The sequence below is a fragment of the Verrucomicrobiota bacterium genome, from assembly GCA_016871535.1.
Taxonomy (GTDB): Bacteria; Verrucomicrobiota; Verrucomicrobiia; order Limisphaerales; family SIBE01; genus VHCZ01.
Genome location: VHCZ01000001.1, coordinates 14,225 through 27,072, shown reverse-complemented (window position 1 = coordinate 27,072; position 12,848 = coordinate 14,225). Strand labels below are relative to the sequence as shown.

Annotated in this window: 6 protein-coding genes and 1 pseudogene; 6 read left to right on the top strand and 1 reads right to left on the bottom strand. The window is 60.1% G+C overall.

From position 1 onward, the window contains the following. Positions 1-258: 258 nt before the first annotated feature. The 4 genes and pseudogenes from FJ398_00080 to FJ398_00065 all read left to right on the top strand — a co-directional run bounded on the left by FJ398_00080 (position 259) and on the right by FJ398_00065 (position 4,230). Positions 259-507 carry a hypothetical protein gene (locus FJ398_00080; protein ID MBM3836357.1) on the top strand — a complete coding sequence of 83 codons (249 nt, stop codon included), beginning with the start codon at positions 259-261 and terminating at the stop codon, positions 505-507. 167 nt (positions 508-674) lie between these two features. Continuing rightward, a complete protein-coding gene (locus tag FJ398_00075) occupies positions 675-1,253 on the top strand; it encodes a sigma-70 family RNA polymerase sigma factor (protein ID MBM3836356.1) in 579 nt (192 codons plus the stop codon). A 302-nt stretch (positions 1,254-1,555) separates the two neighbouring features. Next, positions 1,556-2,861: pseudogene (locus tag FJ398_00070) on the top strand (serine/threonine protein kinase). Between the two features lie 811 nt (positions 2,862-3,672). After that, entirely contained in the window at positions 3,673-4,230 is a 558-nt protein-coding gene (locus tag FJ398_00065) for a hypothetical protein (protein ID MBM3836355.1), read from the top strand. Between the two features lie 247 nt (positions 4,231-4,477). On the opposite strand, the gene FJ398_00060 is transcribed toward FJ398_00065, so the two are convergent. After that, positions 4,478-8,125 (bottom strand): MFS transporter, encoded by a 3,648-nt coding sequence (locus FJ398_00060; GenBank protein MBM3836354.1) that lies wholly within the window; start codon positions 8,123-8,125, stop codon positions 4,478-4,480. Between the two features lie 737 nt (positions 8,126-8,862). Between FJ398_00060 and FJ398_00055 the strand changes: the two genes are divergently transcribed. After that, positions 8,863-9,321 carry a hypothetical protein gene (locus FJ398_00055; GenBank protein ID MBM3836353.1) on the top strand — a complete coding sequence of 153 codons (459 nt, stop codon included), beginning with the start codon at positions 8,863-8,865 and terminating at the stop codon, positions 9,319-9,321. Positions 9,322-9,628: 307 nt separating this feature from the next. Beyond that, positions 9,629-12,757 (top strand): DUF1549 domain-containing protein, encoded by a 3,129-nt coding sequence (locus FJ398_00050; protein MBM3836352.1) that lies wholly within the window; start codon positions 9,629-9,631, stop codon positions 12,755-12,757. The last annotated feature ends 91 nt before the right edge of the window (positions 12,758-12,848 follow it).

Sequence of the window (12,848 nt, the reverse complement as noted above, 5' to 3'; positions counted from 1 at the left end):
TCGGTTCGAACTCCGATTTTGTCTGTGCGGTCTGTGCGCAAGAATCTTTCTTCATCAGCGTAACTTTGAAAAGGAGAATTGAGCGCGTGATTCCCGCACTTCTCGGTTTGACTTCGGTAGGGCGAGCCTGTCCCAGCGAGCCGCCTCCAACGTGTTCCCAATACGTCGGCCCCGGCTCGCCGGGACGGGCTCGTCCTACCGGCTCTACAGGTTGATTACACCGACCTGGTCTGGCGCGACCGGCGTTCCGGACGCAACATGATCTGGTTGCTGAATGGAATGGAACTGGCGCGGAGCCTCGAGTTCGAGCCTCAGCCGGATCTCGGCTGGCAACTCACGGGAACCGGCGTGTTCAATCTGCTGGGCAACACCGATCTGCTCTGGCGGCACAGGAACGGCCGCAACCTGGTGTGGCTGATGGAGGGGAACCTATTCTCGAAACCGCATTCACGGATGCTTCCCCTCTGGCAGTTCGCGCGCTGTATCAAGTGCGCACCGCCAAACTGATCGCAACCGGGAGCGGATCCTATACGAACCTGAGCCAGAGAGTTGTCATCGGTCCGGACGCCTTTCACCACGTCTCTGACTAATCGTGAGGCGTGGCTTGAACCGTTGACAATTGGGATTGGGTTTTGATCTGAACTGGGCTACAAGGGGTGCGGTCGAAACCAGCGATGAGCGAAGTCACCCAGATTTTAGACGCGATCCAGCAGGGCCATGCTCAAGCCGCCGATCAACTCCTTCCCCTGGTCTATGAAGAGCTCCGCAAACTTGCGGCGCATAAGATGGCCAGCGAACCGCCCGGCCAAACCCTTCAGCCCACCGCGCTTGTCCATGAGGCCTGGCTGCGGCTGGTCGGAAATGAAGCCGGGCACCAGTGGAACAGCCGCGGACATTTCTTTGGCGCAGCGGCGGAAGCCATGCGGCGAATCTTAATCGAACGCGCTCGCGCGAAAGCTCGATTGCGTCGCGGCGGCGGTCAAAGGCCACTGGATCTTGAAAGCGTGACGGTGGCGGCAGAGACCGCGCCCGACGAGGTACTGTTGGTCAACGAAGCTCTCGAAAAACTCGAAGCGGAAGACCCGGAGAAAGCGCGCCTGGTTAAACTCCGGTTTTTCGCTGGACTGACCAACGAAGAAGCCGCCGCATTGCTCGGCATCTCCGTGACAACCGTCAAACGCCACTGGACCTACGCCCGCGCCTGGCTTTACGACGAAACCACGTCCACCCTGGAATCTCCAAACCGGAGGTAACTGAGAAAACAGAGCTAATCGAAATAGCCATCCTCGCCCCGTTTTCTCCTGTTAAACTGGAAAAAGCGGTTCAACCACAGAGAGCGCAGAGAACACAAAGAAGGGCAAACAGTTCAGGCGTCGGACCCCATCACCCGGCAGGTGAAACGCTGGTCTTGCTCATCTTCTTTTCTCTGCGATCTCTGTGGTTAAATGAATTGCCGTTCTGAGGGCATCGGCCCGCAACGAAAAGTTTTATCTGTGGCTGGTCCTTTTTCCGGCCTGACGGCGCACTGTAGAGAAGAAACAAACTGAACTGTCCAATGAGTGCTAACGACCGCATCGAACAGATCTTCAATCAAGCCATCGAGATTCCCGCTCCCGGCGAACGCGCGGCATTCGTCCGGCGCGCTTGCGGGGAGGATGCCGAATTGCAGCAGCGGGTGGAGAAGTTGCTCCGTGCCCATGATGCCGCCGGGGGCTTCCTCAACAGTGACGCGACCGAGCTTGTTCCGACCCTCCAGTCCGAAAGCGGACTGACCGAGAAACCAGGCGACCGCATTGGCCGGTACAAATTGCTCCAGCAAATCGGCGAAGGCGGCATGGGCGTGGTCTATATGGCCGAGCAACAGGAGCCGGTCATCCGCAAGGTCGCGCTCAAAATTATCAAGCTCGGCATGGACACCCGCCAGGTGGTGGCGCGGTTCGAGGCCGAGCGCCAGGCGCTCACGCTCATGGACCATCCGAACATCGCGAAAGTGCTGGACGCCGGCGCGACGGAGAGCCCTCACCCGGTCTCCGACCACCCTCTCCCATCGGATGGGAGAGGGGTTGGGGGTGAGGGTCCCCAGCATCTTTCCGCGGGTCGTCCCTATTTTGTGATGGAATTAGTCCAGGGCATTCCATCACCCGCTTTTGCGACGAAGCCAAGCTCGACACCACGCAGCGGCTGGAGCTGTTCATTCAGGTTTGCTCCGCGGTTCAACATGCGCATCAGAAAGGCGTGATTCACCGCGACCTCAAGCCCTCGAACGTGCTGGTGACGCTGATTGCGACGACCCGGTGCCGAAGGTGATCGACTTCGGCATCGCCAAATCGACACAGCAGCGGCTCACCGAGAAAACGCTCTTCACGCAATTCCAGCAATTCATCGGCACGCCTGCTTACATGAGCCCGGAACAAGCCAGCTTGAGCGGGCTGGACATTGACACGCGCAGCGACATCTACGCCCTGGGCGTGTTGCTCTACGAACTGCTCACCGGCCAGACGCCGTTCGACACGAAAGCTCTGCTCAGCGCCGGTTACAACGAAATCTTGCGGGTGATTCGAGAGGTCGAACCACCGAAGCCCTCGACGCGACTGAGCACGATGCAAGACGAGGAACAGACGCGCGTGGCCAGTCAACGCCGGGCCGATCCCAAGAAGCTGGGCCTGATAATTCGCGGGGATCTGGACTGGATCGTAATGAAAGCACTGGAGAAGGATCGGGCCCACCGCTACGAGACGGCCAACGGTTTTGCCAGTGACATCAAGCATTTTCTCAACGACGAACCGGTGACGGCAGTTGCGCCGAGCATGGGCTATCGATTCCGAAAAATGGTGCGGCGAAACAGGGTGGCTTTCGCTGGTGCAGCGGCGGTCGCTGCGGCCTTGTTTCTCGGAATCATCGGAATGACTGCGCTTTACTTTCGGTCCGAGCAACTCCGTAAGCAAGCGCAGCACAATCTCTATGTTTCAAACATGAACCAGGCGCAGCTTGCCTGGGCGCAGAACAACGTCGGGCTAGTCCGCCAGATCCTGGAAGAAACGACGGATTATCCAGACCGCGGCTTTGAGTGGTATTACTGGCAGAAACAGACTCATCTGGAGCTAATGACACTCCGCGGGCATTTTTTGGTTAACGCCGTGGCAATATCGCCCGACGGCCAGCGAATTGTCACTGCTGGGACTGGTAATACCGCTCAAGAAATTGCCAAAGGCGATACTGCTATAATTTGGGACGCCGCGTCGGGGAAGAAACTTGTGATGCTCAAGGAGCAGAGATCGATCATCTCGGCGGCGATGTCGCCCGACGGCCACTCGCTCGCCACTGCCGGTTTCAATTCTTCCGCCCCTCGCCCGCCTCTTGGAACAATAAGAATTTGGGACGTAGCCAGCGCTAGAGAACTTCTCAGCTTCACATCAGACCGCGGCATGACTTTCTCAGTGGCGTTTTCTCCGGATTCTCGGCGCATCGTCAGCGCTGGAGTGAATTTTTTTTGCGGTTCCATCAATTGAGGTAGATCGATACGAACAGATCGTTCGCCAGTTTGGACTGTTCGGTGGACCACTAGGAGCGACACCACGGGTTTGGGATGCATCGACCGGCGAACAGCTCTTTGCCCTCGTAATTCGCGGGGATAGCCTCATAGGACAAGGCGACCGCGATCGTATTTCGAGCGTGGCTTACTCGCCGAACGATCAATGGATTGCGAGCGGCGGTTTCGACGGCAGGGCGACGTTGTGGGATGCGAAGAGCGGACACAGGCTGATCGTTTTCGCGGGACACAACGGGGCCATTAACGCGGTGTCATTTTCCCCAGATAGCCAGCGGATTGTCACAGGCAGCGATGATCACACAGCAAGAGTTTGGCAGACAGAGAGCGGCAAAGAAACAGCCACGCTGAAAGGACACAACGGCCGCATCTATGCCGTGGCATTTTCACCAGACGGCCAATGGATTGTTACAGGGAGCGATGATCAAACAGCAAAGGTCTGGCGAGCAGACAGCGGTGTCGAAGTCCTCACGCTCCCCACCCAACCGGCCAACGCATCGAGAAGCGACAAAGGGCCGCCGACGATGGACGTCAATCTTCAGCGGTTAGTCCGCTATTTTGCGGCAGCCGGCCAAACGCCCGGCAGGACCAACAGTTCGGCGTCGTTCAATCCGCCGGTAAAGGGAGCGGACCTTTCGAAAATGCCGGCCACGCCCGACGCAGCCAGGAGCCACTCAAAGTAGGGCGTGCATCCTGCCTGTCCGAAGCGATGGTTCACTCGGCCCCCCGTTTGAAGCGGCACACCTACGGCCTGAGAGAGGGGTTTCTTGGAAACATGAGAAGCGAGCCAACGCCCCTCCTCTCCCCAGCCCTCTCCTCCCTGCGGGAAGAGAGGGAGAAGATTTCGTTGACCGACAGCTTTAGTCGCACCTGGAGCGTCGCGCCACCGTTGTTAACTGAGGAGATACCGGGCAGGGTGGAAGCGCTGCCCTACTTTGCGGCGCTCGCAAAACCCACGGCCAACTCTCGAATCCTTCGCAGATCCAATTTGCCCGTGCCCAGGTAAGGCAGCTTATCGATGCCGTAGAACTGATCTGCGCGCGGTTTCCAAAGGTTCGGCAGATCAGTCTGCGCGAACTTCTCCAGAGCCGCTTTCAGTCTTTCGTCCGAGAGCGTGTGGAGCACGATCAAGCGCTCGCCTTTCTTTTCATCGGGCACGCCCGTGACGGCGAACGATTGGTCCGTGACGCCGGCCGCTTCGTGCAGTTTTTCCTCCACCTTGATGTGCGGCACCATCTCGCCGCCGATCTTGCTGAAGCGGCTCAGGCGGTCCGTGATTTCAAGGAAGCCATCCTCGTCGAGCGTCGCAATGTCGCCGGTGACGTACCAGCCGTCGCGCAAGACTTCCGCCGTTTTTTCGGTCCGGCCCAGATAACCTTGCATGACGTTTGGGCCGCGCACCAGGAGCAGTCCCGCCTGTCCCAGGGGCAGCGTCTGGTGAGTTTCGGGATCGACGATGCGCACGCTCACGCCGGGCAATGGATGCCCGATTTTGCCGCGCTTGGCGCCCACCTGGCGGAAACCGGCGGCGCGGAAGTCGCGCGTGTTGACCGTGACCGCAGGCGCGCACTCCGTGCAGCCGTACGCTTCAAAGGGGCGCGCGCCGAACTGCTCTTCAAATGCGTTCGCCACTCGGTCCGGCAATTTCTCCGCGCCGACCAGGACAAATTGAAGGCTTCCGAATTGTTCCGGCGAACACCCGCGCATGTAGATTTGCAGGAACGTCGGTGTGGCCAGGAGCATCGTCACACCGTGGTCGCGCACGAGTTCTCCAATGCCGCGCGCGTCGAGCGGATTCGGGTGATACACGACTCCGACTCCGAGGACAGCGGGCAGGCACAGCGTGCCGGTGAAGCCGAAGGAATGGAAAAACGGCAGCACGCCAAGCACGCGGTCTTGCTCCCCCAGCGCAAACGTCTGGCCGAGTTGTTCGATGTTCGCGCCAATGTTGTAGTGGGACAGCATCACGCCTTTCGGATCGCCCGTGCTGCCGCTGGAAAAAATGATCGTCGCCAGGTCGTCGAGACGGTCGGCGCTCCGAGCCGTTGCGCGGTGCTCATTGTTTCTCAGCGCACGTTCCCCCTCACCTCGGCCCTCTTCCTCAGGGAGAGGGGGAACGGTCTTGAGCGGTTGGCTAATCAAAGCACCTTCGCCTTCTGCCGCGACGGGATGTGTATTTCCCTCTCCTTGAGGGAGAGGGTTAGGGTGAGGGGGAACGCGGCTTAAGAGATCCACGAGCATGCGCACCGGCAAAAGCTTTGCCAGGATCCAAGCCCCGATTTTCTCACCGGCTTGCGGGTTTGCGACCACCTCTTCCAGGAGCACGGTATGGCAAGGCACATTCAGTTTGATCTGATCCAGAAACGCTTTGGACGTGATGACGGTTTTCAAGTCGCACTGCCGGACGCAGGACGCCAGCGTGCTTTCGGACACCGTGTAGTTTAGATTCACGGGAACTTTGCCCGACAAAAGCGCGGCGAAATTCACCAATGCACCCGGAACTGTTGGCGGCAACAACAGGCCAACCATGGTTTGCCCGTTCCAGAGCGGACGCAACCGTCGCGCCAAAAAGACCGAGCGCGTCAGAGCTGATCCAAACGTGACCTTCGGCGTTTGTGCATCCGCCATCGCGAAGCGAAATGGATGCCGCCGAGCCGTGCGCACAAAAGCCCGGTGCAACGGGAGCATCTGCGACCGGCGGTAACGCCACGCGTCGGCGTTTAATTCCTGAACCGCTTGCCGAACTGCGACCGGTGTGGAACTCGCGGGCATCGGCTTCCCGAAATTCACGGTCACCGGATACGGAATCCGGCGCGGCCATTTCCACAGGAACCGTCCGCGCTCAAAACTGAAGATGCTGCCCCACACGCCGTCCAGTGCCACCGGAATGATTGGCGCGTCCACGTCCTTCATGATGCGCTCGAACCCGCGGCGGAACGGGAGCATTTGTCCGATGCGCGTGATCTGGCCTTCGGCAAAAATGCAAACGACTTCGCCGGCCTGGATGGCCACGCTCGCGGCTTTGAGCGATTGGATCATCTCGCGCGGCCGGAGTTCGGAAGAAATCGGAATGACGCCCATGGTTCGCGCGAGCGGCTTGATCCAGGGTAATTCATAAACGCCTTTGTACATGATGAACCGAATGCGGCGGTCCGTTGAAGCCAGGAGCAGCAACGCGTCCACTTGAGACAAATGATTGCACACGAACAACGCGCCGCCGCGCTCTGGGATGTGGTCGCGGCCTTCGACCCGGATCCGATAAATCGAGCGGGTCAAAACCCACAGGCCGAATCGAAGGAGGGCGTCGGGCAGCAACCATAGGGCGTACACCGCGCCGGCCAGCGTCAGAAGCCCGCCGGCGAGGAAGATGTGTTCGGGACTCAGGCCGACGACGCTCGTGAACGCGTAATGCGCTCCCGAAGCCAGAAACACGCCGACAAAGGAAAACCAGTTCGCCGTGGCCAGCAGCCCGCCTTTGTTCTTCTTGTCCGGACGGTGCTGCAAGAGCGCGCAGATTGGCACGATGAAGAATCCACCCGTGAATCCCAGCAACCCCAGCCGCAGCATCGCGTCCGAATACGACAATCCGGGAAACGAGAGCGCAATGCCACTGACGGTCAGGCCCATCGCGCCCAACGGCACGAGACCATATTCGATTTTTCCTCCGGACAAATAACCCGCCGCGACGCTGCCGGTCCCGATGCCCATCGCCAGCGCGACGTTGAGCAGCCCGATGTTCGCTTCACTGACGCGCAAGACTTCCGAGCCATAGAAGAAGATGTTCAGCAAGAAGAGCGCGCCCAGGAAATTGAAGTAGGTGTTCCCGATCAGCGCCAGCACCAGGGGCCGGTCGTTCTTCACCAGGCCCACCTGGCGCCGGACTTCCGCCAGAAAGTTCAGCTTGAACTGGCGATTGGGATCGGCCGGAGGCACGCGCGTGATTCCGAGGCTGGCCAGCAAACCGAGAGCCGCGAGCAGCGTCAGGATCAGGCCCGACCAGAGATGACTGCCCCGCAACTGTTCCGCCATGATTCCGGCGGCAACCGTGCCCAGAATGATCGCCGTGAAAGTCCCCAACTCCAGGATGCCGTTGCCCCACGAGAGCCGCTTCTCCGGCAACAGTTCCGGGAGCAGTCCGTATTTCGACGGACCAAAGAACGCGCTGTGCGTGCCCATGAGAAAAACCGCCGCAAGCTGCATCGGCAGGTGATTGAGCGCCAGCCCGGCCGTCGCAAACACCATCACGGCGATTTCAAATACTTTCACGCCGATCGCGATCGCGCGTTTGCTGAACCGGTCCGCGAGATAACCGCCCGCCATCGAGAAGAGAATGAACGGCAGCGCAAACAGCGCGCCGACCAGTTCGCCAATCCGGTGTTTGTCGCTCAGGGACATCCCGGTGGCAACAATGAGAAAGACCACCAGATTCTTGAGGACGTTGTCGCTGAAGGCGCCTTGAAATTGCGTGACGATCAAGCTCCAGAAACCGTGCTCCGGGAGCTTCCGGTTGGCGGCCGATTCGCCGTCGCCAACGGCGAGTTCCGCCCCAGGGAGGGGCGAATGGGTGCGTTTACTCATGAGCCGCTTATGAACTGGTGAGGACGCGTTCCACCGCGTCCCCGGAATTGCTCTTTCGACCGCTGAATAAAATCAGGGAGGGAGTGGAATCCGTTCCTAGCGGGTTCATGGGAAGTTTCCACGGCCAAGAAGCTGTGCATACGGCCCATGAACCGAGAACCGTGCGGACCGCAGCCTTCAGGCTGCTTCCGCGCGCAATTTGGAGTTCGGCGTCGAAGCGGCCTAAAGGCCACGGTCCGAAGAGACGGTTCATGGAAATCACATGCGCAGGCGTTCGTGAGTGAAGGTGTAGCGTCTTTCCCAAACTCTGGCGAGCCGGATGAGGCGGATTTCGTTGTCACGCTCCACTCTATAGCCGGCGCCGGTGAATTCGTGTTAATCGATAAACATTTCGCTAGCATTGGTTCGTTGTATGGCGGTCTCAAACGAGGTGTCTTCTCAGTTAAGTTATGGTGGGGCGAGGCTCCCGCCGAGCCCAGCAATTCTCGTTTTGGCGTGCTTGGAGCGCGGCCTTCCCGGCCCCAGCGGTCCCAGGCTGGAAAAACCGTGTGGAATAGCCCGTGGCGTTAGGATTTCACTGCGCGCTGCTCCCAAGATGGGCGCGCTCCAAGCCAAAATCAGAATTGCTGCCGAGCCAATGCCATCGAAGAAAAGCTCCGCAGCAGCTTCGCTCCACCGTCCTTGAGGGGTTTGCCGAAAGAGCTGGTTTCTCGCGGCGGCTTTGCGAGAATCGCTCCGTGAGTGGCGATCCTCTGTTCTCCAGCCCTGGGAAACGCCCTGCCGTCCGCCCGCACAACGCCTGGCGCGCCGCCATGAGTCCGAGATTGGCGGCGGTTCTGGAGCAGGTGCGTCGTTTCGCAGTGTCGCTGCACGGGTCCGCGTCCGGATTTCTTCCGCTGTTCGAGCGCGCGTTTTCGGACAACCCGGATCGCGCTTCCACTGCCATCCCGCAACTCGCCCGGCAGTTCGATGCCGCTTTGGCCGCCATTGCCCGGGGTTTCTTTTGGATTCGTCAGGGCGAACTTTTTCAGGCCCGGGTCGAACTGGAAAGCGCGACGAGTTCCGGCAAAACGCAGTCATTCTGGGGCGGAATGGCAGTGTTGACGCTCGGCGAGGTATGTCTGGAATTAGGCGAAGCGGAACATGGTTTGGGCCTGATCCGTCGCGCCCGTCAAATCCTTGGCATCACGGATTAGCCGCACTATGCAGTCATATTGGGGAGCACACACGCCCTCGCGCGTTTCGACCGCGCCTCGCCGGTCGAAATGGACGCGTCGGGCGTTTCCATCATGAGTCGTTGGTTCGACTGAACCGACGTGGTCGGCGAGGGCGCCGACCACGGCACGCGAGGGCGCGTGCGCTCCCCATGCCAAAACTCAATGGATACGGCTTGACCTGGTGAGGACGCGTTCCGGCCCACTGCGGAGTTGCGACGCTGCGCTTCGCCGGTCATATTGAATCGAAATTTCCAAGAACTGCCAAAATGCGCCGATACGAAGTGCCATGATACTTGATCCGATGCGTCCAACCCCTCGTCGCTTGCGACGCCTTTTTCTCGCCCTGTGCCTCGCGTGTTCCGTCTGTTCCCCGCGCGCGGCGGCGCCTCTGACCGAGAAGGGGCTTTCCTTCTTTGAATCGAAAGTCCGGCCCTTGCTCGTGGACCATTGTTACGAGTGCCATTCGCTGGAGTCGGGCAAGCAGAAAGGCGGGCTTTTGCTCGACTCGCGCGCCGGCTGGATGAAAGGCGGCGAGAACGGCCCGGTCATCCTGCCGCGGGACCCGGAGAACAGCGCCTTGATCAAGGCGGTGAAATCCTCGGATGAAAAGACGCAGATGCCGCCGAAGAAGAAGCTCACGGAGGACCAGATCGCCGTCCTCGTCGAATGGGTGAAAATGGGCGCGCCGGATCCGAGGGAAGCAGGCGCGCCGCCAAAGCTCGCCGCCAGCATGAACCTGGAGGAGCGGCGGAGGTTCTGGTCGTTCCTGCCGCTGCGCCGCGTCGAACCGCCAGAGGTCAAAGCGACTTCCTGGGTTCGCACTCCGATCGATCGCTTCATTCTCGCCAGACTCGAAGCCAGAGGCCTCAGACCCAACTCGCCGGTGGACAAGCGAAAGCTCATTCGCCGGGCGTACCTGGACTTGGTCGGCTTGCCTCCGAAGCCTGAGGAGGTGGAGGCATTCCTGAAGAACGACGCTCCCGACGCCTACGAGAAACTGATCGATCGCTTGCTGGCGAACCCGCATTACGGCGAGCGCTGGGGCCGGCACTGGCTCGACCTCGCGCGCTTCGGCGAAAGCCACGGCTACGAGCAGGATTATGATCGCCCGTTCGCTTATCAATATCGGGACTTCGTCATCCGGGCGCTAAATCAGGATTTGCCGTACGATGTGTTCGTCCGCTGGCAAATTGCCGGCGACGAACTTGCCCCTGACGAAGCGGAAGCCTGGAAAGCCACCGGGTTCCTCGCCGCCGGCACTCACGCCACCCAGATTACCGCCAATCAAGCGGAGAAAGAGCGTTACGATGAGCTCGACGACAAGATCCACACGATCGGAACGGCCATGCTCGGTCTCACGCTCGGTTGCGCGCGGTGTCACGATCACAAGTTCGATCCGATCCCGACCGCGGATTACTATCGATTGATTTCGACCTTCACGACCACGGTCCGCAGCGATCACGACATCGATTTGAATCCACGCCAGACGCGCGAGCGGAAGGTGGCGTTCGACCGCGAGCACAAACCGCTGGCCGAAGCTCTGGCGAAGTTCGAGAAAGAAGAATTGCCCGCGCGATTCGAGCAATGGCTGAAGTCCGATCCGCCATTGCCGCAACCGGCGTGGCTGACGCTGGAAGCGGAAAATGTCGGCGTTTCCAGCGCTTACTACGGCATCTCCAACGCGCAACGGCAAAGCGACGACTCGTATCTGGTGAAGGTCACGGCGGGCGTGCCCAATGCCTACACGTTTTCCGCTCGCACCCCGCTGACGAATATCACTGCGATTCGCCTCGAAGCATTGACGCACGACACTCTGCCTGGGCGCGGTCCGGGCTGGAACGACAACAGCGATTTTATTTTGACCGATTTCGAGTTGAGCGCCGCACCGGCCAAAGAGAAGGACGCAGCCAGACAGAAGGTCAAATTCGCCAACGTTCGCGCCAGCCACGAAGATCAGAAGGCGCCCGCCGCGGCGGCGATCGACGGGGACAGGATCTCCGGGTGGCGTGTGACATCGAAGGTCGGCCAGGATCACGCGGCCATTTTTGAATTGGAAAAGCCGATCGCGTTTGACGGAGGAGCGGTCCTCAACTTCTCGCTCCGCTTCAATGGCCCGGATGAATACCGCCACAACCTGGGCCGATTCCGATTATCGATCAGCACCTCCGCTGAAGTGCCGGCGCTAGGGGCGGAGCATTTTCCGCACAAGACGTTTGTCGAGGCGCAAAAGGCTCTGGCCGCTGCACCCGACCAACGCGAGGACGCGCAGAAGGAAGCGCTGTCTCGAATCTTTCGAACAACCGACGCCGCATGGCGGAAACTCCACGGCGCAGTGCAAGCCCATCTCAAACGCGAACCGCATCCGCAAATGGTCAAAGCGCTCGTCTGCAGCGAAGGTTTGCCCGCCGTGCGGCTGCACACGCAAGGGCCGGACTTTTACGAGAAGACTTTCTTGCTCAAGCGCGGCGACCTGGCGCAAAAGCAGAACGAAGCGCCGCCGGGTTTTCTTCAAGTGCTGATGCGGCCGCAAGCGGCTGAAAAGCGCTGGCAATGCGAACCGCCGGCTGGCGCCCGCACGCCTTTCCACCGCGCGGCGCTCGCCAACTGGATCACCGATGTGGACGCCGGCGCGGGCGCGTTGCTCGCCCGCGTGATCGTCAATCGACTGTGGCAACATCACCTGGGACGCGGCATCGTGAGCACGCCCAGCGATTTCGGGGCGACGGGCGCGCCGCCGACGCATCCCGATTTGCTGGACTGGCTTGCCACCGAGCTCATCCGAAGCGGTTGGAAACTTAAAGCGCTGCACAAGCAAATCATGCTCAGCGCGGTTTATTTGCAGGGCACCGAGACCGATGAGGCGCGCGGAAAGATCGATGCCGAGAACCGATTGTTCTGGCATCGGCCCCGCCAGCGTTTGGAGGCCGAGGCCATCCGCGATTCCATGCTCGCGGTCAGCGGGCAACTCAGCCCGCGCATGTTGGGGGCCGGTTCGCTGGACGAAGGGATGAACCGCCGCAGCATTTACTTCACGGTCAAGCGCAGCAAACTGATCCCGTGGATGGTCCAGTTCGATGGGCCGGACAGCCTGCAAAGCCTCGGTTTGCGCGCGACCACGACGGTGCCGCCGCAAGCCTTGCTCATGATGAACAATCCGCACGTGCGCAAGGCGGCGCTTCAGTTTGCCGAGACGTTGGCCCAGCGAACTTCAAATCTCGATTCGTGCGTCACGCTGGCTTACCAGGCGGCTTTGAGTCGAGCGCCACTGAGCCGCGAGTTGAGCGACGGCGTCGAATTTATCGAGGAGCAAGCGAAGTCGTACGAAACCGAAGGGCGATCTGAGGCAAGGAAACTCGCGCTGGCGGATTTCTGCCAGACCGTCCTGAGCTTGAATGAGTTTATTTATGTTGAATGAGACCTCGAACGTAGGACAGGCATCTTGCCTGCCCAAAACCGCTTCGAAAACCGCGTTTTGTCAATCCGGATGGAGCAGGGTGGAAACCCGC